The organism is Pseudomonas matsuisoli, from assembly GCF_014647635.1.
Taxonomy (GTDB): domain Bacteria; phylum Pseudomonadota; class Gammaproteobacteria; order Pseudomonadales; family Pseudomonadaceae; genus Pseudomonas_P; species Pseudomonas_P matsuisoli.
Map to the genome: position 1 here is coordinate 633278 of NZ_BMPO01000001.1, position 25722 is coordinate 658999.

The 25722-nt window shown below is 57.4% G+C and carries 19 protein-coding genes; 5 read left to right on the forward strand and 14 right to left on the reverse strand.

The window, feature by feature from the left end:
• Positions 1-6: 6 nt before the first annotated feature.
• From IEY47_RS02975 to IEY47_RS02985, 3 genes are read left to right on the forward strand one after another with little or no spacing between them, the layout of a single operon-like run.
• The gene (locus IEY47_RS02975; RefSeq protein ID WP_188981639.1) at positions 7-1419 is read left to right on the forward strand and encodes a di-heme oxidoreductase family protein; all 1413 of its coding nucleotides are present in this window, start codon (positions 7-9) and stop codon (positions 1417-1419) included.
• 12 nt (positions 1420-1431) lie between these two features.
• Positions 1432-2499, forward strand: coding sequence for an imelysin family protein (locus IEY47_RS02980; protein WP_188981640.1), 1068 nt, complete (start codon positions 1432-1434; stop codon positions 2497-2499).
• 36 nt (positions 2500-2535) lie between these two features.
• The gene (locus IEY47_RS02985; protein ID WP_229779160.1) at positions 2536-3585 is read left to right on the forward strand and encodes a DUF1513 domain-containing protein; all 1050 of its coding nucleotides are present in this window, start codon (positions 2536-2538) and stop codon (positions 3583-3585) included.
• 476 nt (positions 3586-4061) lie between these two features.
• On the opposite strand, the gene IEY47_RS02990 is transcribed toward IEY47_RS02985, so the two are convergent.
• From IEY47_RS02990 to IEY47_RS03015, 6 genes are all read right to left on the reverse strand, one after another.
• The gene (locus tag IEY47_RS02990) at positions 4062-5354 is read right to left on the reverse strand and encodes a sensor histidine kinase (RefSeq protein WP_188981642.1); all 1293 of its coding nucleotides are present in this window, start codon (positions 5352-5354) and stop codon (positions 4062-4064) included.
• Positions 5344-6027 (reverse strand): response regulator transcription factor, encoded by a 684-nt coding sequence (locus IEY47_RS02995; protein ID WP_188981643.1) that lies wholly within the window; start codon positions 6025-6027, stop codon positions 5344-5346. Before IEY47_RS02995 ends, IEY47_RS02990 begins: the two co-directional genes overlap by 11 nt.
• Positions 6028-6170: 143 nt before the next feature.
• On the reverse strand, positions 6171-7811 hold the full coding sequence (groL, locus tag IEY47_RS03000) for a chaperonin GroEL (protein WP_188981644.1): 1641 nt from the start codon (positions 7809-7811) through the stop codon (positions 6171-6173).
• 45 nt (positions 7812-7856) lie between these two features.
• Complete coding sequence (locus IEY47_RS03005) at positions 7857-8150, reverse strand: co-chaperone GroES (RefSeq protein WP_188981645.1); 294 nt, start codon at positions 8148-8150, stop codon at positions 7857-7859.
• A gap of 212 nt (positions 8151-8362) precedes the next feature.
• Complete coding sequence (locus IEY47_RS03010) at positions 8363-8821, reverse strand: FxsA family protein (protein ID WP_188981646.1); 459 nt, start codon at positions 8819-8821, stop codon at positions 8363-8365.
• Positions 8822-9079: 258 nt separating this feature from the next.
• Entirely contained in the window at positions 9080-10102 is a 1023-nt protein-coding gene (locus IEY47_RS03015) for a DUF481 domain-containing protein (RefSeq protein WP_188981647.1), read from the reverse strand.
• 163 nt (positions 10103-10265) lie between these two features.
• Here IEY47_RS03015 and IEY47_RS03020 point away from each other — a divergent pair, with 163 nt between their 5' ends.
• On the forward strand, positions 10266-10631 hold the full coding sequence (locus IEY47_RS03020) for an MGMT family protein (protein WP_188981648.1): 366 nt from the start codon (positions 10266-10268) through the stop codon (positions 10629-10631).
• 33 nt (positions 10632-10664) lie between these two features.
• Entirely contained in the window at positions 10665-12479 is a 1815-nt protein-coding gene (locus tag IEY47_RS03025; RefSeq protein WP_188981649.1) for an AmpG family muropeptide MFS transporter, read from the forward strand.
• Positions 12480-12503: 24 nt separating this feature from the next.
• Here IEY47_RS03025 and IEY47_RS03030 read toward each other — a convergent pair whose 3' ends face one another.
• From IEY47_RS03030 to IEY47_RS03065, 8 genes are all read right to left on the reverse strand, one after another.
• Complete coding sequence (locus tag IEY47_RS03030; RefSeq protein WP_188981650.1) at positions 12504-13187, reverse strand: YiaD family glycine zipper/OmpA-like lipoprotein; 684 nt, start codon at positions 13185-13187, stop codon at positions 12504-12506.
• Positions 13188-13251: 64 nt separating this feature from the next.
• Positions 13252-13902, reverse strand: a complete 651-nt coding sequence (locus tag IEY47_RS03035) for an MBL fold metallo-hydrolase (protein WP_188981651.1) — start codon at positions 13900-13902, stop codon at positions 13252-13254.
• Positions 13903-14112: 210 nt separating this feature from the next.
• Positions 14113-16506: a pyrroloquinoline quinone biosynthesis protein PqqF gene (pqqF, locus tag IEY47_RS03040; protein ID WP_188981652.1), complete on the reverse strand. Its 2394-nt coding sequence runs from the start codon at positions 16504-16506 to the stop codon at positions 14113-14115.
• Positions 16507-16525: 19 nt separating this feature from the next.
• Positions 16526-18274: a DUF1302 domain-containing protein gene (locus IEY47_RS03045; protein WP_188981653.1), complete on the reverse strand. Its 1749-nt coding sequence runs from the start codon at positions 18272-18274 to the stop codon at positions 16526-16528.
• Positions 18275-18554: 280 nt separating this feature from the next.
• On the reverse strand, positions 18555-19328 hold the full coding sequence (locus IEY47_RS03050; protein ID WP_188981654.1) for a hypothetical protein: 774 nt from the start codon (positions 19326-19328) through the stop codon (positions 18555-18557).
• A complete protein-coding gene (locus IEY47_RS03055) occupies positions 19321-22773 on the reverse strand; it encodes a T6SS effector BTH_I2691 family protein (protein WP_188981655.1) in 3453 nt (1150 codons plus the stop codon). The genes IEY47_RS03050 and IEY47_RS03055 overlap by 8 nt, the downstream gene beginning before the upstream one ends.
• Before the next feature lie 22 nt (positions 22774-22795).
• Positions 22796-23635 carry a DUF4123 domain-containing protein gene (locus IEY47_RS03060; protein ID WP_188981656.1) on the reverse strand — a complete coding sequence of 280 codons (840 nt, stop codon included), beginning with the start codon at positions 23633-23635 and terminating at the stop codon, positions 22796-22798.
• Positions 23632-25677, reverse strand: coding sequence for a type VI secretion system Vgr family protein (locus IEY47_RS03065; RefSeq protein WP_188981789.1), 2046 nt, complete (start codon positions 25675-25677; stop codon positions 23632-23634). The genes IEY47_RS03060 and IEY47_RS03065 overlap by 4 nt, the downstream gene beginning before the upstream one ends.
• Positions 25678-25722: the final 45 nt, after the last annotated feature.

Below are 25722 nucleotides of genomic sequence, written 5' to 3' on the forward strand. Positions count from 1 at the left end.
TCACCCATGCGCTCCCTGATCCACTGCCTCGTACCCGCCCTCGCCTTGCTGCTGAGCGCCTGCGACCAGTCGGTCCACACGATGAGCGTAGAGCCCGGCGAAGTTAAATCCGGCGGCGAAGCCACATCACAACGAACGGACCGGCGCGCGTTTCTCATGCCTTCCGCGAATTTGTCTCCCGAAGGACGACTGGACTTCGCTGTTGGTAATAGTTTCTTCCGTAGCCCTTGGGTCATCGCTCCATCGACGACGACAGCCCGCGACGGCCTCGGTCCGCTGTTCAATACCAATGCCTGTGTGAACTGCCACATCAACGATGGCCGCGGGCATCCTCCTGGCGTGGACGCCGACAACGCCGTTTCGATGCTGGTACGCCTGTCGATACCGGCAACCGACGGTGACGAGCGCACGCTGCAAACCCTCGGTGTCGTTCCTGAGCCTACCTATGGCACACAGCTCCAGGATATGGCTGTGCCGGGCATCACGCCCGAAGGCCGCGTACGCTTCGATTGGAGCACTCGAACGATGCGCTTTGCCGATGGCCATGAAGTCGAGTTGCACGCGCCGACGTTACGAATCGATCGGCTTGGCTACGGCCCCATGCACCCAGAGACCCAATTTTCCGCCCGTATCGCGCCCCCCATGATCGGCCTCGGATTGCTGGAAGCGATTCCTGAAGAAGCCATCCTCGCCAACGCCGATCCGGAAGATCGCAATGGTGACGGTATATCGGGCAAACCCAATAGGGTTTGGGATTTCGCCGAGCAGCGTACGGTGCTCGGACGTTTTGGCTGGAAGGCAGGACAGCCGAGTCTCAATCAACAGAACGCTCATGCATTCGCCGGCGACATGGGCCTGACCACCAACCTGCTGCCAACCGATGACTGCACCGTGAATCAGCCAGACTGTCGCAAAGCCCCAAATGGCGGCGAACCGGAAGTCGCGGACAACATCCTAGCCAGCGTATTGTTCTACACGCGCAATGTGGCGGTGCCGCAGCGCCGTAACGTCAGCGAACCCCGAGTGCTGGCCGGCAAGACGCTTTTCCATGAGGCAGGTTGCGCCAGCTGCCACACGCCAAGCTTTACCACCGATAAGGACGCTGCCGTACCCGAACTTGCCAACCAAGTCATCTGGCCGTATACCGACCTGCTGTTGCATGACATGGGCGAAGCCCTCGCCGATGGCCGCAGCGAGTTTCAGGCGAGCGGTCGCGAATGGCGAACCCCGCCACTTTGGGGCATTGGCTTGACCGACACGGTCAGCGGCCGCACCGATTTTCTCCACGACGGCCGCGCGCGTACGTTGCTGGAAGCGATTTTATGGCACGACGGCGAAGCCAAATCCGCCCGTGACCACGTCCTCACTTTCGACGCTGAACAGCGCGCTGCGCTGCTTGCGTTTCTGAACTCGCTTTAAGGAGCCCACGAGATGTTCCGTCCCAAACTGCTACTGACCAGCATTGCCATTGCCCTAGGCGCTTGCTCGCCTCAGCCTCAGGACCCGCAAGCGGTCACCAGCGCCGCACTCGCCGAACAAGTCATCCTGCCGAGCTATAGCCGCTGGGTCGAAGCAGACCAAGACCTCGCACGAAGTGCTCTGGAGTACTGCTCGGGCAAACAGGATCTGGAAAGCGCGCGCAACGCGTTCCTGACCGCTCAACGTGCTTGGGCTGAATTGCAGCCATTACTGATTGGCCCTATCGCCGAAGGCAACCGCGCTTGGCAGGTGCAGTTCTGGCCGGACAAGAAAAACCTGGTCGCCCGTCAGGTCGAACAGCTGATACGCTCGGACAAGCCGATTACCGAAGCCTCGCTCGCCGACTCCAGCGTGGTCGTCCAAGGGCTCAGTGCATACGAGTACATCCTGTTCGACAGCAACGTCGAGCTGGCAAATGCCGAGACCAAAGCCAAGTATTGCCCACTGATCGAAGCTGTGGCCGCGCACCAGCGCAACCTCGCGGACGAGATCGTCGCAAATTGGAAGGCGAAGGACGGCATGCTCCATCAGATGAGTCACTTCCCGAACGAGCGTTATGCGGAATCGAGCGAGGCGATCTCCGACCTGTTCCGCGCCCAAGTGACAGCGCTGGATACGCTCAAGAAAAAGCTTGGTGCGCCTTTGGGGCGGCAGAGCAAGGGAATCCCGCAGCCCTATCAGGCAGAGGCATGGCGCAGTCATGCATCGCTTTCGAACATTGCTGGTAGCCTGGAAAGCTCGCGCCGGCTCTGGAGCGGCGTCGATGGCAAAGACCTGAAAAGCCTTCTCGGCGACGACAACAAAGCCCTCGCCGACCGAATCGACGCTGCTTACGCTGACGCCCAGAAAAAGCTGGACGCGCTCGACCCGCCATTGGACGCGCTGCTCAAGACGGATGCCGGTCGCGCAAAGCTCAATGAGTTCTACGACAGCCTGAATGTCGTCCATCGCCTTCACCAGCTGGAGCTGGCCAAGTCGCTGAACGTCCAGATCGGTTTCAACGCAAACGACGGTGACTAAACCATGAAGAAGCCCCCTCTCACTCGCTTGTTCGACATGCTGCTCGGTCGCCACAAAAAGCGCGGTCGGGCTTCTTCCATTCTGCTCTCCGCACGGGACGACGCCGACGGGAACCATTACGCCGTGGGCTTCCATCTCGATGGCAGCGAAGCGTTCTCTACGCAGGTACCGCTGCGCTGCCACGCCATCATCGAACATCCGACCGAACCGGTAGCCTTGTATTTCGCCCGGCGTCCGGGTCGTGAGAGCTACCTTATCGACCTTGTGAGCGGCGAACTCCTGCAAACGATCGCGAGTGAGCCGTACCGCCACTTCTATGGCCACGGTGTATTCCATGCCAGTGGCAATCACCTCTACGCGACGGAAAACGACACCAGCGACCCAGGTCGCGGCTTGCTAGGCGTGTATCGCTACGAAAATCGGCGTCTGACCCGTGAAGGCGAGATATCCACCCACGGTCTAGGCCCGCATGAAGTGTGCTGGATGCCGGATGGCGAAACGCTTGTGGTCGCCAATGGCGGTATACGCACCGAGGCCGAAAGCCGTATAGAGATGAATCTGGATGCTATGGAGCCGAGTCTCGTGCTAATGCGTCGGGACGGCGCGCTGGTCAGCAAGGAAACGCTGTCTCAAACCATGAACAGCATCCGCCACCTGGACGTCGCCGCCGACGGGACCATCGCGGCGTGTCAGCAATATATGGGTAATTCGGAAGACGTTGCTCCGTTGCTAGCACTCAAACGTCCTGGCGAAGCGTTCGCGCCCTTCCCTATCGCTGAGGAACAGCGCCGTACCATGGGCCAATACACGGCCAGCGTGGCGATCCATGGGGAACTTCGCCTGGTGGCTCTGACCGCGCCTCGGGGCAATCGCTTCTTTATCTGGGATATGGATAGCCACGCGTTGAAACTGGACGTTCACATGCCGGATTGCGCGGGCGTGGGTGCGGTGGACGACGGGTTTGTCGTCACTTCCGGACAAGGTCGTTGCCGTTTCTATGACTGTCGCCAAGAGAACCTCACCAGCCAACCTCTGCAATTACCTACCGGCTGGTGGGATAACCATCTGCGCTTGATCGCGCATTAGTGCGAGGCGGACCCCTGCGTCAGGCCGAAAACCAATAGCAGGAAATCCGCGCGGGGCACCTCGGCTACCGAAGGCGCCTTCACTGCGGCGGGCGGGCAAAGGCTTTCCCCAGGAGCCGCGCAGCTGACCACGGAAGGAAGCGGTTGCCGCCAAACCGCAGCCGCTAAGAGTGCGACAGCCAGTGCCATGACAACGAAAAGAGTTCTGGTCGTGATGCCGGTCATACCGCAGCCCGTGTACGTGGTGGATTGGTAAAAGTAGCTCAACCGTTCAGGTTCGCCAGCCAGGCTCGACAGGTGGTTTCTCGTCGGGTCGATATGGATATCTGCCAATCTGGAAACCACTCGAATCGCGCGTCAGCATGCAGGACGTTCATTGCAGTTTTACTGACGAGGCGCGCGATCGCTCACAGCGAACTAGCGCGCGTCACCCTATTCCATACCATGTGAAAAATAAGTCGTAGCGCAGCAGGACAATCACGAAATGGCAGGTCGTTCGTCGGCCAGTTCCACTCGGAATAAGCAGCCACCCGCGTCACTGGAGGTCAGCATCACGTGCCAGTTCTGGTTTTCACAGATGCGTTGCACCAATGAAAGCCCCAGGCCCAATCCTTCACCCCTGCGCTGATCACTGGCCCGCACGAAAGGTTGGAAAATCACCTCTCGTTGTCCCTCGGGGATGCCCGCGCCGCTGTCTTCGACGGAAAAGCCCGACGCGGAGACGACCAATCGTATGTGACCATGCTCGGTATAGTGCCACGCGTTACGCAGCAAATTGCCCATTACCGCACGCAGAAATGGCGCGTTATAGAACTCGCCCTGGGCCGCATAGCTTTCGTAGATGAACGTGAGCCCTTTGTTCTCGATAGGCTCTCGCCACTGTGCTGCCAGATCGTCCGCCAATGCGGACAACGTGACCTGAGGGGAGAGTTTCACGTTGTCGTGCTCGGTCCGCGCAAGCATGAGGAACGTCTGAACGAGCACCCGCATTTCTTCGCACGCACGCGCCATACGGACGATCTGTGCTTTTCCGCGAGCATCAAGAGATGGGTTTTCCAGCAATAGCTCGCAGGAGCTGGCCATTACCATCAAAGGTGTACGAAGCTCATGACTGACATCGCTGGTAAACAGCCGCTCGCGGATGAGAACGTTGCGCAAGCGCCCGAATGAATCGTCGAACGCAGCTGCCAGCTGCCCCACTTCATCCTGGGCATAATCCTTCGCGAGCGGCGGCGCTGGCGTCTGCAACTGATCCCGGTGAAGCACCTGCCCGGCGAGCCGGACTACAGGTGCCATGACATGGCGCGCGACCAGCCATCCCAATATCGCGGAAAGCGCCAGGCTGGCGATGAACCCGCAGAGCACAACGGCGAACAAGACCTGCTCGCGCTCTTCGTAGCCACTCTGATCCTGCATGAGCACATACTGACGACCGTCGACCCGATCGACAATCGCGTGGAACGCGCGGCCTTCCCGGAAGACCTCATGGAAGCCGGGCGAGAGACCTTTGACGTCATCAGGCAAGGCAAAATCGCCTTTGCCCCCATCGAAGTAAAAGATCTGGTCCATTTGCGGACGCGTCCGCCACTCGTCCATGTTGTCCATACGCAAGAGGCGATTGAGGTCACCGCCCAGCTCAGTAGTGATCAACCGTTCTTCGATGAGATGGACGATGTTGACGATGCCTACGGCAAACGAGCCCGCGACCAGTGCTGTGAGTAGTACGAACGCAATGACGATCCGGCGAGCAAGGCTTTGCTTAAACTCCACCGTCACTCTCCACCATGCGGTAGCCAAGCCCGTGAACGGTATGCAGGAGCGCGGTCGGGAACGGTTTGTCGATCACCTGACGAAGCTGATGCACGTGGCTGCGCAGGCTGTCGCTATCCGGGCAGTCATCACCCCATAACGCTTCTTCCAGCACTTCACGACGCACCACGTGCGGACTTTTCTGCATGAGAACGGCCAGTAATTTCAGCCCAACCGGGTTCAGCTTCAGGTGCTTCCCTGCGCGCGACACTTCCAACGTGTCCAGATCATAAGAAAGATCACCAAGTGCCAGAATGCGCTTACCACCGCCTTGCGCACGCCGTAAAACCGCCTCGATCCGCGCGGCAAGTTCAGATAATGCAAAGGGTTTGATCAGGTAATCGTCGGCACCGCTGCGAAACCCCTGTAGGCGGTCATCGAGCTGATCCCGTGCGGTAAGCATGATGACAGGTGTGTCACGGCGCGCCTCTTGGCGCAGTCGCTGACAAAGGGTGTACCCGTCGAGGCCAGGAAGCATGATATCCAGAACCAGCAGATCGTAATGCTCCGTAGCCGCCAAATGCAGGCCGGACAACCCGTCCTGGGCACAATCCACGCTGTAACCCTTGATGCTCAGGTAATCGAGCATGTTGGCCAGGATGTCCTTGTTGTCTTCAACCAGAAGAATGCGCATGTCTGTTTCTCCAACCGCTGCAAAATGATGGCACGCGGACGTATGGCTGCCGATCCTTTTGACGATTTTTTCATACCGCGTTCAACGGCGATCGCGTCACTAGGTATTTTCATCGCCCAAAAACGCAAGCGACGGGCGTCGACTTACATCATGCCGCCCATACCACCCATGCCGCCCATGTCAGGCATTGCAGGAGCCGGCTTGTCTTCAACGATCTCGGCGATCATCGCCTCGGTGGTGATCATCAGACCGCCAATCGAGGAAGCAGCTTGCAGAGCCGAACGGGTGACCTTGGCTGGGTCGAGAATACCCATCTCGATCATGTCGCCGTACTCGTCGGTCGAAGCGTTGAAGCCGTAGTTACCGGAACCTTGCTTGACCTTGTCGACGACGACGCTTGGCTCGCCACCAGCGTTGGCTACGATCTGGCGCAGAGGCGCTTCGACCGCACGGCGCAGCAGCGCGATACCGACGTTCTGGTCTTCGTTGACGCCCTTGAGGCCTTCGATCGCCTGCAGAGCACGAACCAGTGCAACGCCACCGCCAGGAACCACGCCTTCTTCGACCGCAGCACGGGTCGCGTGCAGGGCGTCTTCAACGCGGGCTTTCTTCTCTTTCATCTCGACTTCGGTGCCAGCACCGACCTTGATGACCGCAACGCCGCCAGCCAGTTTGGCCAGACGCTCTTGCAGCTTCTCACGGTCGTAGTCCGAAGAGGTCTCTTCGATCTGCTTGCGGATCTGGGCAACGCGCGACTCGATGTCGATCTGCTGGCCAGCGCCGTCGATGACGGTGGTGTTTTCCTTGTTCAGGACAACACGCTTGGCTTGACCCAGGTGCTCCAGAGTGGTGCTTTCCAGGCTCAGGCCGATCTCTTCGGAGATCACGGTACCGCCAGTCAGAACAGCGATGTCCTGCAGCATGGCTTTGCGGCGATCGCCGAAGCCAGGCGCCTTGACCGCAGCGACCTTGACGATGCCGCGCATGTTGTTGACGACCAGCGTAGCCAGCGCTTCGCCTTCGACGTCTTCAGCCACGATCAGCAGCGGACGGCCAGCCTTGGCAACGGCTTCCAGAACGGGCAGCAGTTCGCGGATGTTGGAGATCTTTTTGTCGACCAGCAACAGCAGCGGGCTGTCGAGCTCAGCAACCATGGTGTCAGGCTTGTTGATGAAGTAAGGGGACAGGTAGCCACGGTCGAACTGCATGCCTTCAACGACAGCCAGTTCGTTGTCCAGGCCGGTGCCTTCTTCAACGGTGATGACGCCTTCTTTGCCGACCTTTTCCATCGCTTCCGCGATGATCTGGCCGATGGACTCGTCGGAGTTGGCGGAGATGGTGCCAACCTGGGCGATAGCACGGCTGTCAGCGCAAGGCTTGGACAGGTTCTTCAGCTCGGCAACGACGGCGACGGTGGCCTTGTCGATACCGCGCTTCAGATCCATCGGGTTCATGCCGGCAGCGACGGCCTTCAGGCCTTCGTTGACGATGGCTTGAGCCAGAACGGTAGCAGTAGTGGTGCCGTCACCAGCGGCGTCGTTGGCCTTGGACGCAACGTCCTTGACCAGCTGCGCGCCCATGTTCTCGAAGCGATCTTTCAGCTCGATCTCTTTGGCAACGGAAACGCCGTCTTTGGTGATGGTCGGTGCGCCGAAGCTCTTTTCCAGAACGACGTTGCGGCCTTTCGGGCCGAGGGTCGCTTTGACCGCGTCAGCAAGAACGTTGACGCCGACAAGCATTTTCTTGCGAGCGGAATCGCCGAATTTGACTTCTTTAGATGCCATGTTGATAGATCCTCAATTCTTGAGATTAAACGGAGATTCGCGAGATCAGGCTTCGATGACAGCGAGGATTTCGTTCTCGCTCATCACCAGCAGGTCTTCGCCATCGACCTTGACGGTGTTGCTGCCCGAGTAAGGGCCAAACACGACCTGATCACCAACCTTGACCGCCAGTGCACGGACTTCACCGTTGTCCAGCACACGGCCGGTACCGACAGCAACGATTTCACCACGGTTAGGCTTTTCGGCAGCCGAACCTGGCAGAACGATACCGCCGGCGGTTTTGGTCTCTTCTTCGCTGCGACGAATGACGACGCGGTCATGCAGAGGACGAAGCTTCATTATCGGTCTCTCCCAACTTGAGTGTTCTACAGCCGGTGTGGCACCGGCGAGTGGTTGTTTCCGGCTGGGCCGGGTACGGCGCGCAATGCGAGCCGCGAAAATACAGCCTGTCGTATGACAGTAACCTTGCGGTGTCCGCTACATAAGGGCTGGACAAGCCATTTCAAGGGCACGGTTCAAAGTTTTTTTTACTTGCAAACGGCCTGCACGCGTCAGTTATCGCGCTTTTCATACTCGCCTTCGATAACGTTTGGTCGAGCGGGCCCGGAACGCATCTGCGCCTCGGGATCGTCACTGAAAGCACGCTGCCGGGCAGCCTGCTCGTGCACCCGCGAGCGCAAACGGTCGATGACGAGACCGCGGGTAATGGGCAGCAGACAGAACAAGCCGATGACATCGCTGATGAAGCCGGGCAGCATCAACAGCACGCCGCCGACTGCGACCATCAGCCCTTCGAGCATTTCACGGTCTGGGGTTTCGCCGCGTGCGAGTCGCTCACGCGCACGGAGCGCCGTGGTGACGCCAGCGACACGCAGGAGCATCGCCCCAAGAATGGCACTGCCAACGATGAGAAGCAGCGTCGCCAGAACGCCGATCATGCTGCCCACCTTGATGAGAACGGCCAGTTCGATCACCGGGAACAGCAGGAGAAGAATTAGGAATACACGCATCGAGGTTTCCTTCGGGAAACGGGAGTAGTGGAATTCCCTAGGTGACGGCGATGACCGCACAATTCAACCCCGCAGCGAAAGCAAGGCTGTAAATGAATGATTCCGTGCGGCGCGCGACAGATTGATAAATCTACGGCAAAAGCCCCGGCCGAACCGCTATCGGTTATGCCGAGGCAATACGCAGAAATCCGAGGGGAAGGACACGCCGCCAAGCGCCGCACCGCATATCGCAAGTGGGCGCTGGTAATTGAAGGCGGATTACCAGCCGACGCCGAACCCAATCAGATAGCGGGTCTCATCAAGCTCCCCATCAGATCCACCTTTCACCAAATCTCTCTCGGCGCGCATATTGAGCGAGGCCCAATCGGTAACCTTGTAGCGCAGCCCTGCCTCGGCATCGAGTGAGTAGTCGGCGGTGTTATCCAGTGGACGACCCAGTTCGCCATTAGTAAAGAACTCGAAGGTTTTACCTACCAGGAATCGGTTGTACTTCCACTTGCCAGCAACGGAATAGAAGTTGGACGCCTCACCATTGGAAAACTCGTATTTGTTCTGGTTAACGAGACCGGTGAGCGAGAAAGCGCCAAGCTCATTGTCCCAGAACTGATAACCCGGACCGGTACCCAGCGTCCGCTGTTTAGCGACGTCCTCGATTTTGTCGCGCTTGTAGTCAGCGCGGCCCTGCCAGAACCATTGCTCGGTAATGAAGCGGTCCAGCGCATAACCCAACGTGTAGTTGTCCGTTGTGGTTACGGTATCCGTGGATTCGCGGTTGTAGTCGAGGTTGCCGTTGTGGCGCCACAAGCCGTGACGGGCTTCGGTCATGAATTTGACGTTGTAATCATCCGTATCGGTATCAGCGCGCTTGTAGTCCAGCGCTACATCGACGTTACCTTTCCATAAGAAATCCTGCACCAAAGGACGCGGGCGCATGATCTGGGAAATGCTCGCCAACTCTACCGTTTGTGGCTCGGCGCCATTATGTAGGACGACCTTACCTTCATCGGCTTTGCCTAGCGTCTTCGTAACTTCGCCGCTACCGGGATGGTCACCGTTCTTGACCAGCAGTTCCTTATCCGTCTCGAGCGTCGCGACTTTGCCCCAGTCCACTGGAATAGAGCCGCCGTACTCGGTTTTGATCATCAGCTTACCGCCGTCGAGCAGGGTAACTTCGCCCGTCAAGCGGTCACCATTCTTCAGCCAAACCGTATCTGCGTAGGAATAGGAGATGGAAGATGCGGCGCACACGGCCGCGCAAAAAAGGGTTCTGGACAACGACATGCGTAGGACTCGTTCTCTTTCGCGGAAAAGAAGGCGACTCATTATCCGGGTCGCGCCGGGACTGACAATCGTTGACCGGTGTCCAAGTGCCAGGTTCAATAAACTGAACCTCAGCTGAACAGGTGATCGGTCTCCGGTCCTCTCCAAAACCGTGGCATTGCGCATGAAACAAGACGCTCACGCATCAGAGTCCCATTCGTCGGATACCGGCGAGATACGGCGTCAGGCGCTCTATTTGGCCCTCGCTGCAATCCCACTTGGAAAGGTCACCAGCTATGGCGAACTCGCTGATATAGCGGGGCTTGGTCGAGCCGCACGTTGGGTTGGACGCGAATTATCGCGGTTACCGGATGGTAGCAAGCTGCCTTGGCACCGTGTGGTCAGCGCCAGCGGTAGGCCAAGCCTTGCAGCTGGAACCCTTTCAGGTACCGAGCAGCGGGCGCGCCTGAGAGCGGAAGGTGTCACGTTTCGCAACGATCGACTCGACATGCGCCTGCACGGCTGGCGCCCAGGTGACCGCAGCGGTTAGAGTGCGCGCTTTGCTTGCCACCGCGTAACGTTCATGTCTCGTAAAACCTGGCGCGAAGCACTCGACGCTTATGCCAGCCCCGCAACACTGGCTTTGCTCTTGCTGGGCTTCGCGGCAGGGCTGCCTTACATGTTGGTCTTTTCCACGCTGTCCGTTTGGCTTCGCGAAGCGGGTGTTGCGCGCGATACGATCGGCTTCGCGAGCCTCATCGGATTGGCTTACGCCTTCAAATGGGTGTGGGCACCGATGCTCGATCAATGGCGCCTTCCCCTGCTAGGAAAACTCGGGCGTCGCCGTTCATGGCTCGTGCTTTCACAGCTTTGCGTCGCAGCGGGCCTGGTCGGCATGGCAACGATGGACCCGCACACCCACTTGACGTGGCTGATTGCGTTCGCCGTATTGGTGGCCTTCGCATCGGCAACGCAAGACATCGCAGTAGATGCGTACCGTCTGGAAATTGCAGACGATCGCCGCCAGGCAGCCCTAGCGGCGAGTTACATGAGCGGCTACCGGGTTGCAGCGTTATTGGCCACAGCGGGTGCGTTGTACTCAGCCGAATGGTTCGGCTCCACTTCGCAGACTTACGTGCCAGAAGCATGGGCGAATACCTATGTCGGCTTTGCCCTGCTGATGCTGCCAGGACTCATCACCACTTTATGGATGCGTGAGCCCCCCTCCCCGTCCCTCCCGCCTGCCATACCTCAACGATACGGCTTTCTCGTTCAGCTGCTTTCGGTGCTCGCGGTCATCACCTTGTTGGTATCGATTCCAACGATGATCATCCAGTACTACCAAAGCGACTTGATGCTCATGCTGCGAGGCGACCTCCCGCCCTACAGCCTGCTTTACAACGATCGGGCGTTTCTTCGAGCCTTGCTCTACACGACGCTTTGCTGCCTTTCCATCTCGGCACTGGCATGGGGCGGGCTTGGGCCGGTGCTTAAGACAGCAACCGCGAAGTATGGGCTGTTTCACCAGCTTCTTTCGGTCCTGTTGCTGATCATATTGCTGATATCGCTGCCAGCGATGGCCGCGCAGTTCTACGAAAGTGATCTGTTGCTGATGCTACAGGGGCAAGCGGCGTTCACCGACTTGCTCTACCACGACCGCGCCTTCCTCCGCGCTTTGCTCTATACGGTGCTCACCGCACTGTCCGTCTCGAGCTTGTTCTGGGGCGGGATGGCACCCGTGCTGACCCCCATCAACGATTTCATCGCGCGCTATCGCTGGCAGGCGCTGGTCCTGCTGGGACTGGTCGCAACCTATCGCATGTCCGATACGGTCATGGGTGTGATGGCGAACGTTTTCTATCTGGACATGGGGTTCACGAAAGACCAGATCGCAAGCGTAAGCAAGTTGTTCGGACTGGTCGTAACATTGCTCGGCGCCGGTGCCGGCGGACTCTTGATCGTGCGCTTCGGGATCATGCCGATTTTGTTCATCGGTGGCGTTGCGTCCGCGGCGACCAACTTGCTGTTCATGGTTTTGGCCGGCATGGGCACCAATCTCAGCATGCTGATCGTGACCATTTCTGCAGACAACTTCAGTTCAGGTTTGGCCACTTCGGCGTTCGTGGCGTACCTATCGAGCCTTACCAACTTGAAGTTTTCCGCAACGCAGTACGCCCTCCTCAGCTCGATCATGTTACTGCTGCCGCGGCTACTTGGTGGATACTCCGGCGTCATGGTCGAAAAGCTGGGATATGGGCCGTTCTTTCTCGTCACGGCCTTGCTGGGAATTCCCACATTGATCTTGATCCTCTGGCAGTGGCGCAACGACCGCGCCATGCCAGCGCCTGTTTCAGTCACCGAAGAAACAGGGCCTGCCGCGATCAGCGAGAGTCGTTGACCGACCCTCGCGACCATGCGGGTATTACTGCTGCTGGGCGCCCGGTAGCGGCTTGAGATTAACCTCTACGCGGCGGTTCTGTGCACGACCATCAGCTGTCGAATTGCTGGCAATCGGCTGGTCAGGACCGGCACCCCGGGTGCTCAAGCGCGTTCCATCCACGCCTTGCGCGGTCAGATAATTCGCAACGCTCTGCGCGCGACGCTGCGACAGATCCATATTGAGCTGACGCGAACCCGTGCTGTCTGTATAGCCGACGATCTCGATGCTGTTCTGGTTGAACTGCTTGAAGGACGTCGCAAGGTTGTTCAGCGGCGTATAGAAATTACCGGCGATATCAGCGGAGTTCGTGGCGAAGGTAATGTTGCCCGGCATGATCAGTTTGATGTCGTCGCCCTGGCGCTGCACTTCGACCCCGGTCCCCTCCATCTGCCGACGCAGTTCGGCTTCCTGACGGTCTGCGTAATAGCCGTAACCCGCACCCGCTGCACCTGCGACGGCAGCGCCGATCAGCGCACCTTTGCCACGGTTATTATGATCGATCGCGGCACCCGCGACAGCGCCCGCCAAAGCGCCAATTCCGCCGTACATGGCGGTGCGATTGCCTCCCTGGCTCTGTTGCGATTCGTACGGGTTGCCGCTGGATGCGCAACCAGCCATCAGCGCGGCCATGGTGCCAGTAAGGATCAGGCGGGAAAAAGTCTTCATTTACAGCTCCTGTCTATGCCCATCGGACGGGACTTTTTAAGTGGCGCGAGACCAAAATTCGGGCCTACGCGCCTGCACGCACAAACGGATTCTCGCGCATCTCATCACCCAGACGAGTCTCGGGACCATGCCCGGTGATGACCACGGCGTCCTCATCGAGGATATAAAGCCGCTTCTTGATGGACCGCTCGATCGTCGCATAGTCACCGCCCCAAAGATCGGTGCGGCCAATTCCACGACGGAACAGCGTATCCCCGGCGATCAGCAAACGCGCTTCGGGAAACCAGAAACTCATCGAACCCGGCGTATGGCCAGGCGTATGCAGCGCGACGCCGCAGCCGCATGCCAGCGCTTCGTCGTCTGCCAGTGGCAGATCCGGCGCTGGCACCGGTGTATAGGGGACGCCGAACATCTGGCATTGGGTTTCCAGGCCGTCCCAAAGGAAACGGTCCTCGGGATGCAGATGCAGACTTGCGCCGGTGAGCTCTTTGAGTCGACCCGACGCGAGAAAGTGATCGAGGTGCGCATGCGTGTGGATGATGCTCACCAACTTCAGGCCTAACGCCTCCAGCCTGGCGACGATCATCTCAGGCTCGCCGCCCGGGTCCACCACGATCGCCTTCTTGCTGATCGGGTCGCCAATCAATGTGCAATTGCACTGCAACGGTCCGACGGGGAACGTTTCACGGATCAGTTGGGAGGACGTCTGGTCCATCGGTAGGCCTTGCGGTAATGAGCAGAGCCGCCATGATGGACAGCGTGGTTCGCAGGATCAAGCCGGCTAAGAGCTTGTTCACGATCTAGCGAGCTAGAGCCAAAGGGTGGCGAAATGAGCTGAGGACGCGGAGTTTACGAGTGGTAAATGAGCAGTCCGAAGGTCATTTCAACCCCGTTTGGCCGACGCATAGCAGATCGTGAACAGGCTCTAGGGCCTGCTGGCGCTCCAACCAGCATTCGGCTGGGAATCATTACTCAAGACGATACGCCCACAGTTAGCGTCAGCCCATTGCTGAGCGGCCGCACGTAACGCCTCATTAGGCAGCGACGCGATTTCACCTCGAAGCATTAGCGGATACTCCGGCGCGAAGCCAGCCTGCACTGCCGCCCAGGCATCCTCCGCCTGACGCTGCCATCCCATGTCTGCCTGCATGCGCTCTTTCAGAGGCGCCACTCGTGTGGTCAGGTGTTCATCATCTACGCTCATGAACGTCGCCAGCTGAGCCTGGATGAATGCTTCCACATGGGCCAGCATCTGGTGACCGCCTGCTGATGGCGCCTGAATCGCAAACAGTATTCCGCCAAGCTGCCCAAAGCGACGATAGCCGCTGAACACCGCATACCCCAACTGCAACTCGATACGCATCCGATGATAGAAGTCTCCCTCTATCATTCTCGCGAGTAAGCGAAACGCAGCCTCGGATTGCGCACTTGCGTGATGGGGGCAGAACAGAAGGAGCGTGCTGTCTTCGTTTTCTCTAAGTCGAGACGTATACCAGCGCCGACCTCGCCCGGCCGGCGACGCCACGGGAGCAGGATCACCGTGGAAAGGGAATGCCGCCAGGCTGTCGAGCAAGCCCGAATGAGCGGTATCGGCGCTGCACAACAACATCGTCCAAGCGCCGTGCTCGGACGATGTTATCGCCCTGCTTTTGCCCTTTAGGATCTGAGGTAAATCAGCCAACAGACGACGAATGGGCATAGCGTCAACAGAGTCCGTCGTCTGCACGCTCATCCCCGTCTGAACAAGGCCAAGCGTCGCCTCCAGGATAGGCGGCAGCATTCGCGACCTTCCGATCAGGCGAAACTCCACTTCACCCGCCACCTCGCGCCGCTCAAGACGTACGCCGTGATACGCGGCACGCCAAGCCAACCGTTCGAAGTCACGCTCAGCATCTTCACTAGACCAGTTGACCGCCCCCTTCAGGAATAACACCGAGTGGTGCGGTGGCATATCCAGAGAAAGAGCCGGTGTCGGAGTGTTCGTCCGTATTAGTGAGCGAGCCTGACCGCTCACAACGGGGTAACTTCGATCTGACGGCAGCGCAGTGTGAAACCCGCTCGCCATGGCGCTTACCGTTGAAATCTTCGCGGCAAATGGAAAGCCTGCCGACGGCCAATCGGGCAGCGTTTCAGAGGAGCCCACCAACGTCAGCATCTGAGAGCATCTAGCCGACAGCGTCCGAGGGACCGCGGCATGCGCACTATCGTCCGAGCTCCAACCACTCTCCAGTGCCCGTCGAATGCGCAAAAGCGGCTCTTCGGTTATCTGCAAACGGCATGTTTTGGTCCTGTAATCCCGCAACGCTTGTTGTACGTCCTCGGATGAAAGCGCCTCGAACCACGTACGCACGACACTGGCGACATGCTCGGTACGTGTTTTCTCGGCATCAGGCGTCGGCATTTCGATGATTAAGATCGCCTGATCCAACCCACAATGCTGCCAGCGCACGTCCAGGCTCGAAATGAGTGCCCGACTACGCAAGTACTCGAGCAATCCGCCCATAAGAGGGCTCCTCAGGCGGTGTTCCAACGCACAGACCACTTGATGACTGGCGTTGGCGATGCCGTCGAACAAAATACCCACTGAGATACTCGGCGACGGTTGCTGTACCTGAAGACAAGGAATGCGCAGTGGCGTCAGTCTGGCCTTGCTCGATTTTGGCCTCGCTCCGTCGCCTGAGAAGTGCGCAAAGAACTCCCTCGCCAACTGTTTCTGCTCGTCCAAAGATTGCGGCCCAGCCATCACGAGTTCGATCATCGCTCGCGCTTGTCCGTCTCTTCGATAAAGGTGCAAAGCCTCCTGAAACATCGCCTGCTCGACGGGCAAGGTGTCACGATGCCCAGCATGAAAACGCGATGAAGGGTGGGGCTCACCCAACATTTCCGCCAATGCTGCGTCACGTTGCGTCATCGGGTCGGCCGACCTCGCCAGAAACTCAGCGTGCAGAACCTCACGCTCACCGCGCTGTGCATCGATCGATGGCAGCGCCCTGGTCAACAGATCTCGCAGGCGATCAAACGCTCCGATGAAAAACGCCGTAGGCACTTGGAAGAAGTAGTCGGTGTATGTCGCAGCGGTCGACGCGTTCACTTGACCGCCACAACGCTGGACATAGCGCATCAAGCCTTCTTCGCCTACGAAGCGGCCGCCGTCGAGAAACAACAGATGCTCCAGGAAATGCGCAAGGCCTGGGTATTCAGCCGGCTCGTCATTCGATCCTTGGTGGACTCGGACCCACGCAGCAGCGAGCGCCTCTCCAGGCAGATTCAGCAATCTGGCTCGAGCGTCTGGATAAGGTTCGAAAGCTAAAAATGCCATGAAGACACTTACGCCTTTTTTAAAAGTCGATCCCGACGCTCAACGTCAGGAAATCGCGATCAGCCCAGGTGTTGTAGCGTCCGCCAAAGAAGTTCGTGTAGGCCAGCGCCGCGCGGTAAGTGTTTTGATAACTCGCGTCCAAACCAATGGTCGCGGCCTTTGCCCCTTCGTTGAAGGAGCCGTTCGGACCAAAGCCTTTTACGTCGTGCGACCAGGCAACATTCGGTTTTAGCAGGACACGATCAACAATATCCGGGTAGTCCCACACGGCCTTTAGCCGGTATCCCCACGCATTGTCCGTAACGAAGCCTTCGTCTTCGCAGTAGCGCCCTGATGTCAGGCCAGGCTGGCAACCGCCGGAGGGAGCGGGCCCAGCGCCATAAACCGGGTCTCGACCATAGCGTGCATCGCCACCGAGCCCGCCGGTATGCACCCAAGCTACCTCGCCCTGAACCGTCAAGCGCTCGGCACCCATGACGTTGTCGAGTATCTGCTCGATGCCCGTCTGTACCTGCGTGGTCTCCTTACGGCGGTATCCTTTCAGCTCAGAGGCGACCTCGGCATCAAGTGGCGTAAGGCTACGGTCCGATAGCACCAACGCTGCATTCATGAGATCGGAAGCATTGAGCGCGACAGGAGCATTGGGTCGGTAGCTCAATTCACCGCGCCAGGTTGTTCCAGTTGCCATCTGCTTGCTGAAGCTCAGCCCGTACAGGCGAATATCTTCTGGATAATCGAGGTAATAACGGCTATCCGCTGCCACGGCTTCGACGCCTGCAGCATAGGCCGCGGCACCCGCAGTACGACCACCGATCACAGGGGAACGGCTATGGTAGTTGGCGACATAGGCACCGATGTCCATGTCCAACGGCGCAACGTAGTAGTGAAGCGCCCCGCCCCACTGTCCACTGTCACGAGCATTGCGAGACCCCGCCCGGGGAACGACGACACCGTCGCCGCCATCAACGGATGAAAGAACCCTCAGGTTCGAATCGCAACCGTCGGCGAGCAAATCCGATTGCGCGAAGAACGTGCCGCAGTTCTCCTGCACGGACTTGTCCCATTCCAGTTGATAGAAATACTCAACGGCCAGATTGTCCGAGAGATTCTGCGCGACATGGAAAAGATTGACCGGCAGCAGGCCGTCTTTTAGCGGCGTACCCGGGCGGCGATACGCCGACATGTCTAGCGGGTTGACGATGTTCAGCCCTCCGCCGATGAACATGCCCTCGCCCCAGTTGAGTACCTGTTTACCCAACCGAACCGAGCCGGGCTGATCACGCCATTGGTAGTTGTGATAGACGTAGGCATCTAACAACGCCACACCCGATGCCTGAGCTAGACGCTGCCGGCCCCTGTCGTCGATATCCGCGAACCGTCGGCTTTCATCCTTCTGCTCGAAGTCGTACCAGTACTTGCCCCGCACATAGAGGCCACTGTCGAGGTACCGGAGTTCTAACCCATGAATGCCGGTGAACCGCTTGGTAAAAGGCTCGCCCTGCTTGAAGTTGAGCCGACCATCATCGTTGGTGTCGGTGAATCCACGACCACCGTTGCTCGCGCCAATCAAGTCTTGATCAGGACGGGCTGTTCCCCAGCCAGACTCGATCGTAAGTGATGAGTCCAACTGCGCTTCGACAGCGCCGATGTTGAAGACGACAGCGTGCGCTTGGGGCATGAAGCTCACGGCCCCAATAGCCAGCGGTAGCAAGGCATATATCGAACGCCCGAGACGCCCAGCCTGACCGAAACGACTACCCTGCCCCATCTACACTCCTGGTCTGCAATGACCGCCTAGCGCAAGCGGCCTGGATTCTCAAAAGGTGTAGAGGATAGGGCTAAAGCGGCTGGGAGCAAAATTGGTGGAGCGTGAGTAGAGCTCGAGCTTTGGGAGGGTAGATCATCGGACCGGCAAGCCAGACAGAAATAAAGATTATTGGCCACGCTTCAACTGCGAAAATCAGAAGAAAAAAATCTCTAATTTTTTATTTTTTTCGTCAGCGACCACCGCCAAGCATCTATGCGAACAGCCTTCTAATTTCTCCGCATCAAAACTGCAAGACTTCGACTTTCTCCTCCACGCACGGCGTGTCTGGAAGATAGGATTTGATCAGTTCAAGGTTGGAAGCATATTCCTTCCTCTGACAAAACACATAGGTCCACCACGGAAGTATCTTTTTCTGATTCTCGTTGAACCATTCATACTCAAGGCTTATCAGGTGACGTGAGCGGTCGGCATATACTTTCTTTATCTCGCTCCAGTCATAAACGTTATGCCTATATAGGCTATGCATTTCTTGAAATTCCTTTGAGTTAGCCAGGCTCAGATAAAGCAGCCCCATACCACCAGGCCCGATCAATGCAAAAATAAAATTTGACGGGTCAAGAGCGATAAGAAACACGACTGCGATAGCGGCAATCACGGTCACGATTTTCAATAGAATCAGCCATCCCCTAGCCGGGGACTTCCATTCACATGTTTCAATTCCCTTCTCAGTCAAACGGTAGGCAAACTTTGTTTTTTGGTGCGTCGTTCCATAAAGGGCGGCGAAAAATATCGAGCAGAAGATGGAGCTCCAAGAGAGTTTTTCAAACAAAGGAGAACCATCATTTCTGAAAAACATAAGATAGCAAGCAAGAAACGCCACGACTGTCATGAATACGAACATGCCGTTGGCAATGGTCGTATTGTAAGACCTCGCTTTAATTTTCCACTCTAACAATGCCGGAAGACTGGAGTGCCGCCATCGGTGATGTGCAGGAAGATCGATAGCTTTATTCTTAGTAAAGAATCTAAGCGGCCTACGATAACTACTACTCATAAGAGTCATTACCCGAACTGGGGATATAAAGATCAAGAAACCGCGTACTTTTTGAAGAAAGTACCATATCTATATTTGGCTCCTTGCTGAAGGCGTTGCTTTTCAAATCAGCCTCGCCTGAAAAAGAATCTATATCGAGGCGAAACATATAACCGCGACCGTTTCCGCTCGCCAATACTGGCTCTGGATACTGAATCTCAAGCTCCAACATAGGCTGGCGTTGGTAAGCAATCCAGGTTTGCCACAAACGTTGCTGCGTCTGCGACTCATAGGAAACGTCTCCAGGAAGCGTACCGTTCGGGCGCTGAGTTGGAGGTTGGCCGAACTGTTCCGGCGGCACCCAATGGCCTTCAAGGAACTGGTTGTAGAAACCTTCCTCAATACCGCGCATCAGACCGTCCGAAAACCAGCCACTATCTACCATCGCTGGCTGCAACCTCACGACCGTACCGGAAAGCTCTGATGGCAACAGAAGCTGCAACCAAAAACCCGTATAGATGCGGGGGCCTCGATCGTAGTAGGGCAGACTGGTTGCTTTGGCCACCAAGCTGGGACGTAGACAGATCTCGCTTAGGGTACGTAGTTCGTCTTTGTGGTCGTCATCGCTATGCGTCCACGAAGGAGATTTTCCCCAACTACAGCGATACAACCAAAGACGCAATCCCTCACGCTTGTATTGGTTGGCAATCATGCTGGAGATGAGATAAATCACGCCGAGCAAGGCGATAATTATGGTGATGGGGTTAGACATAACCCAGGCGAAGCCGAACCAGAAACCTAAAGCACTTCCAATCAACTGGACGCCCGCCACTGTCGACATGAGGCCTAAAGTAATCTGCTTAGCCCGTAGAGCATAAAGCTCATCTGTGCCCGTGGATTTATCAATATCTTTAGAAACTTGCCAAGCCTCTACACCCGCAGCAATAGCGCCAAATGCCGTCATGCCCATCGTACGTAAAACTAGTTTACGAGCTAATAAGGATGCTTCAGCCTCACCCGCTTTTAGCCATGCTCTTACACCGGCTCTGGCGAGCTGAGTGGTGTTGTTACCAAGTGCTCGCTCTAGCGTCGCCCATTTATTCCAAGCCGGCACTACCCAAATTGCCATCAGCGCATTGGCTGTATAAGCGGCATTAGCCCCCACAGTACGTAGTTCATCAGCACTAAGAACTCCGTCACCTTTAGCCTTGTCTAGGCTATTGAGAAAATTCCACACGTTCAGTCCGGCAACCAATACCGGGAGGCTCCCGCCCAGTTCCTGATTGATCCACTGGCGACTCCGCGTGGCATAGCCAGTTGCGCTTTTCGCCTTGAGCTGTAGTTGATCGAGCAACTCGGATTGCCCCAATGTTGCCAGCCATGCATTTACCTGGCGGGCTTGCACCGTCGTTATGCGTGTCTCAGCAGCGATGGCACCCACCACCTGATTGGGCTTTTGTAGGTTAAGCACTTCCCGCTTTTGTTCCAGGCTCGCGAGTTGGATACGCGCCGAACGCTTGTCAGGGCCTTTGCCTGGCAACGTAAGCGTGCGCTGCAGGCCTTTGATGTTTCTTTCTAGCGAAGCGACCTCGGTCTGCCATCTGTGGTTTTTCTTCGCGAAATCCGAGTCCAGGACCAGCCGCGTCTGGGTCGAGATTTCCGTAGAAACCAGCACCTGCATGGCGCTGTAAGTGAAGATTCGCGTTTTAGGGGCGAACCGTTCGCTCAAAGCGGGTAACAAGGTAAAGGCGATCAGGTTCCAGCTGTTTTTTGCTTTCCCACCAACGACATCTCGCAACGTCTCCAACGCACGTTTTGCCGGCTCGGAAATGCTCTGATAAAGAGCACTGCTTTGGACGCTTGCCAGATCGAGCACAGACTTCAGTTCGTTGGCGCGACTGATTCCGCTGGTGGTATCGGACAACCCGCCATGAGCCTTACCACTCCCATCCCCCTGCCGCCCTTGATTATCGATAGTGCCGTGAGCGGTGAAATTGGCGGAAACCTTGTCGATCAGTTCGGACAGTTCTGTGTTGAAGTTGAACAATGCCAATCCAACTAATGTAGTGGGTCGCCCGTATTGCTTGCAAAGCAAGGCCTTACCTTTCTCGCTCCCGGCAAGTTGCCCGTAGAGACTAGCCATGGTTTCAAGAAGCTCGGTAGCCTGCCTCGGATGGCAAGGATCATAGGAGATGTCCTCCGCTTTGGGACTTAGGCGTTGAAGCCAAGCAATCAAGTCGTGCTCACTGCGCTGTATGTGGGCATTCAAGCGCTCTAGCTCGTCGTTTCGCTCTTGCAGGTAAGCCCAAGCCTTGTCGAACTCAACATCTTCACGCCATGTGCTCTTTTGGTGCCATTGCTCGACCATCGCCTGCCACTTCGTACCGGAAGGCGGCGAGCCCCATGACTTTTTGAACTGTCCACGTACTCGCTGAACGCTGAGGGATTTGATGCTCAGCATGGTGTCACTACCACTGTGGTGGCGTAGCTGCGCCTCAGCTTCGAGCAGCTCGTGAGCATCTTTTATGAAAGCCAGCTTGCGCGATGTATCGCTGGCAATCGAATGCGGCATGAAAGGCTCGAGGCGAACACCACACAAGTCCTGCACTAAAGCAGCACTGGTAATTTTATTGCGATGTTCCTCTTCTGCTGCGATGAGCTCCAGTCGGCGCCCCTGCAGGTTCAATGCGAGGTCATCGACATTTGCCAAAGGGTCGTCGAGCGCGACAAACAAGGCACTATCCTGGTCCGGCACACTGCCCAGTATCAGGGCTTGGTCGATGGATGGCTTGCAGGGGCGTGAAATATCATCACCGAACTGCGATGCGACCAAACATGTTTTGAAGGTAGGAGGCGGGCCTCCAGCGAGAACATCGGCAACGGCACTACCAAGATCTCGCAGCGGTGCTGCATGAGCAGCCTGAATTTGGTCGCAGTACTGCTGCAGATTCAATGCGCGCATCCAGCACTTGAGTTCCTGCGGGTTGCTGCGCATTTTCTCGCACAGGCGCCAGGTCCATTGGACTGGTGAATAGCAGATCAGCAACCGGCTACGACGTGGATAGAGCAAGTAAGGCTTTGTCTCGCCCGGATTATTACGTTCATCTTTGTTGAGCTGCGTGCTCCCCCACTGATGACGAGTGAATTGATGCCCCTGCACTTGGTACTCATGAAAGGTCTTGTCCGTTTCGTCCCAGACATAGAGCCAACCATCGCGAAGTTGGCGAAGCGTGTAACTACGGGTTTTCAAATCAGGAAGATGAACACTGGACCAGCCTTTGGGTAGCGGATTCGGCCCTTGTGCACGACCTCGCGCAGGAGACTCATCAATTGCGTAGCGAACTGGGTAGATCGCAATCTCGAGGGCCTTAAGTGGGCATTGACCACTTGCATTGGCAGGCTTGTTTTCAAAAGCCTGATTGCGCTGTGCTTTTTGTAGCTCTTTATTCGGGGTTGCCACGGTCATGGAAATCCTTTCCTTCAACTTGTCAGGCATCGTCATCCAAAGCCTGGATGCGCATTTCAGGAGACAGGCTTCGTGCCTTGGGAGTCTCTTCCAGCCAATATCGATAGGGGCTGTCGTGGCGCGTAGCGAAGTCTTCCCCCCAACATGCGCAACGCTCCAGCCAGATTGCGATGCAACGTTCGCTTACTAAACCCCAGGCGTATGCTTCCCGCAGGCGCCGCTCCATCCAAATGCCACGCTCCTGTTCTGATAAAGAAGTCAGTACCTCTGGATAATCACGGATAAGCCAGTCGTAAAGGCGCTCTTTGAAGCGCTGTTGGTATGCATTTTCCAGCGCATCCAATTGCGCACGAGTCAGATGATTTAGCTTTTCGAGCACGGCAGGGCTTTGGGTTTCGGGCCGGTATGCGCGCCTCGTAACCGATGCGGAGGGAGCCCAGCTGGGAGGAGGTACCGAAACATGCCATTCGCCAATCGGCCCGAGTAGATCGCGATAGGCGGAGCGTGGGTAACTGTCGAGCCAATGCGATGCCACCAATGGATCAGCGAAGCGGAACAGGCTATTGCTACCGGCATCATCGGTGACAGTAATGAAATGTCGAAGATGATCAGCCAGATCACCCAGCGATACCGTGCTGTATATCTGAGACGCTTGCTTTTGAAACTCTCGGCTACTTTGCAGCTCGCCCAGCAACTGCGAATACACTTCGACCTGCACCAGGATTGGTCCTAGCTCTCTGAGAGCATCCCAGCGTGAACCTACATAAATCGGCAAGACTTCAATTGGTTCTCCAAAGCTATAGAGCCAACGCAAAGCGTCTTGCCGCTGTACGCCATCGACCAATAAGAAATGCCCGCTCATTTCCGGGATACCGTTGGCCCAGCTTGCTCGCAGATTTCGCAGCGCGGCATGCCCCGAAGTAATGCCTGCCGCTGTGCTGGAATCAATAATTCCCCAGCCTTATCCGTATCCGCGGCCTCAACATGCCCCGGCAGAATCGGTGCGGCCCCCGCCCCTTTCCCCGGGCTGCCACCAGAGTTCACCTTGATAGTCGGGCCGACCATGGTGACACCGCTTGCATCGATCTTGATAAAGCTGCCGCTGGCTTTGAAGGTCAGTTCGCTGCCGGCTTCCAGGACGACTTTTAGGCCGCTGGAAAGGTGAATCTCATGACCGGCTTCAACGAACTGACCGGTGCCGATCTTGATGTGTTGGTTGGCGCCAATGGTGAGGTGGTCATCGTTGCGAATTTCGGTCTTACGATCACCATGGGTGGTGCGGTGCTCTTCGGCTTTGAACTCGCTGTAGCTGTTCGCCTCGACGGTGTCGTGACGCTCGTGGCCGACGCGGATCTTCTGGTCGTGCTCGATGTTTTCGTCCCAGTCCCGTTGGGCGTGGATGTGGATCTGCTCCTGCCCTGTGCGGTCTTCGATGCGCAGTTCGTTGTAGCCGCCACCGCCGGGGCTGGACAGGGTTTTGAAGACGCTGCGGGTCTTGTTCGCCGGCAGGTCATAGGGGACGGCGTGTTCCTTGTGATACAGGCAACCGGTGACCAGGGGTTGATCGGGATCGCCTTCGAGGAAAGTGACCAGTACCTCCATGCCGACCCGAGGGATCGCAATGCCGCCGTAGCGATCGCCGGCCCAACTGCTGGAGATGCGGAGCCAGCAACTGGTCTTGTCATCCGCCTGGCCATGGCGGTCCCAGTGGAACTGGACTTTGACTCGACCGTATTCGTCGCAATGGATTTCTTCGCCGGCTGGCCCTGTCACGACGGCGGTCTGGCTGCCGAGAACTTTGGGTTTTGCGTGACTCAGGGAAGGTCGAAAAGGGGCCTCCCAAGGGGTTGCGGTAAAACGGTTGCGATAGCCCTGGGTAAAGCCGTCAGAGGCTTGGGTGTCGCTGGTGATGGACTCTTCCAGTACCTGCGGTTGCTTGCCTTCGTGATGCAGTTCGGTGAGCAACCAGAGGTCGTTCCAGTCCTGCCGGGGGTGGTCCGCGAGTTCGAGGAAATGGCCGGCGACTAAACGCGGGCAATCGCTGCGGCCTTCGGCGAGACGATAGTCGTGACGGTGGCGTTCGAGGGCGCGTTGGCCGAGGTGTTTGCCGCGTTCGCGATCCACGAAGCGACCGGGGTAGTCGTAGTCTTCCAACAAAGGCAGATCGTTGCCTTTGGCGGTCGCTTCCATGAGGACGCGAGGCTTTTCAAAATCGTAGTCTCGGCGAACGACTTCGGAGGTGCGCGTTTCTAGGCGCAGCGCGAAGCGTTTAATGACCGGCTCGCTGGCGACAAGGCCGTTGTCCTGAAGATACGCTACCGGCTGGCCGAGTTTGGGAAACACCGTCTGGTCATCACCAAACACCAGCACGTGCCCTTGTTCGCTGTGCTGGAAGTGGTAGTGAATGCCTTCTTCTTCGCACAGACGCTGGACGAAATGCAGGTCTGTTTCGTCGTACTGCACGCAATAGTCGCGCGGCGGATAGACGACCGGACCCAGCTCGAAGCGGTGGGCGTCACCAAGAATGCCGTGATCGGCGAGCACACGTTCGATGATCTGCGGCGCGGTGAGGTGCTGAAAGATACGTTGGTTCGTGCGATGGGCGAGATACGCCAGACGCGGCACTACGGTGACGTGATAGCGGGTCAGGCGTTTGCTGGCGTCGCCTTGGGCGATGCGGTGGATCTGACCGTGGATGCCATTGCCTTGCGGTGTAAAAGATAGAAATGCGGATTGATGCAGCAGCGGTTCGAGATCAAGGTCAAGCCGCTCGCTGACCAGCGTTAGCTCGAACGCATAAGGTTGGCTGATGGCCTCGTGGCCGGTGAACTCGAGCACCTGAAAGTCGTGCTCGACTCCCGGCAAGGCAAGCGAAAAATGCCGATCATTGGCGACATCGAACATGTCCACGCCTCCCTGCGTGACCTTCGAAAGGTCGGCAGGATGGCG

Bases quoted from the DNA above. Each gene is read 5' to 3' on its own strand.
- IEY47_RS02975 (WP_188981639.1), top strand. From the start codon at position 7: ATGCGCTCCCTGATCCACTGCCTCGTACCCGCCCTCGCCTTGCTGCTG.
- IEY47_RS02980 (WP_188981640.1), top strand. From the start codon at position 1,432: ATGTTCCGTCCCAAACTGCTACTGACCAGCATTGCCATTGCCCTAGGC.
- IEY47_RS02985 (WP_229779160.1), top strand. From the start codon at position 2,536: ATGCTGCTCGGTCGCCACAAAAAGCGCGGTCGGGCTTCTTCCATTCTG.
- IEY47_RS02995 (WP_188981643.1), bottom strand. From the start codon at position 6,027: ATGCGCATTCTTCTGGTTGAAGACAACAAGGACATCCTGGCCAACATG.
- groL (WP_188981644.1), bottom strand. From the start codon at position 7,811: ATGGCATCTAAAGAAGTCAAATTCGGCGATTCCGCTCGCAAGAAAATG.
- IEY47_RS03005 (WP_188981645.1), bottom strand. From the start codon at position 8,150: ATGAAGCTTCGTCCTCTGCATGACCGCGTCGTCATTCGTCGCAGCGAA.
- IEY47_RS03010 (WP_188981646.1), bottom strand. From the start codon at position 8,821: ATGCGTGTATTCCTAATTCTTCTCCTGCTGTTCCCGGTGATCGAACTG.
- IEY47_RS03015 (WP_188981647.1), bottom strand. From the start codon at position 10,102: ATGTCGTTGTCCAGAACCCTTTTTTGCGCGGCCGTGTGCGCCGCATCT.
- IEY47_RS03020 (WP_188981648.1), top strand. From the start codon at position 10,266: ATGAAACAAGACGCTCACGCATCAGAGTCCCATTCGTCGGATACCGGC.
- IEY47_RS03025 (WP_188981649.1), top strand. From the start codon at position 10,665: ATGTCTCGTAAAACCTGGCGCGAAGCACTCGACGCTTATGCCAGCCCC.
- IEY47_RS03030 (WP_188981650.1), bottom strand. From the start codon at position 13,187: ATGAAGACTTTTTCCCGCCTGATCCTTACTGGCACCATGGCCGCGCTG.
- IEY47_RS03035 (WP_188981651.1), bottom strand. From the start codon at position 13,902: ATGGACCAGACGTCCTCCCAACTGATCCGTGAAACGTTCCCCGTCGGA.
- pqqF (WP_188981652.1), bottom strand. From the start codon at position 16,506: ATGGCATTTTTAGCTTTCGAACCTTATCCAGACGCTCGAGCCAGATTG.
- IEY47_RS03045 (WP_188981653.1), bottom strand. From the start codon at position 18,274: ATGGGGCAGGGTAGTCGTTTCGGTCAGGCTGGGCGTCTCGGGCGTTCG.
- IEY47_RS03050 (WP_188981654.1), bottom strand. From the start codon at position 19,328: ATGAGTAGTAGTTATCGTAGGCCGCTTAGATTCTTTACTAAGAATAAA.
- IEY47_RS03055 (WP_188981655.1), bottom strand. From the start codon at position 22,773: ATGACCGTGGCAACCCCGAATAAAGAGCTACAAAAAGCACAGCGCAAT.
- IEY47_RS03060 (WP_188981656.1), bottom strand. From the start codon at position 23,635: ATGAGCGGGCATTTCTTATTGGTCGATGGCGTACAGCGGCAAGACGCT.
- IEY47_RS03065 (WP_188981789.1), bottom strand. From the start codon at position 25,677: ATGTTCGATGTCGCCAATGATCGGCATTTTTCGCTTGCCTTGCCGGGA.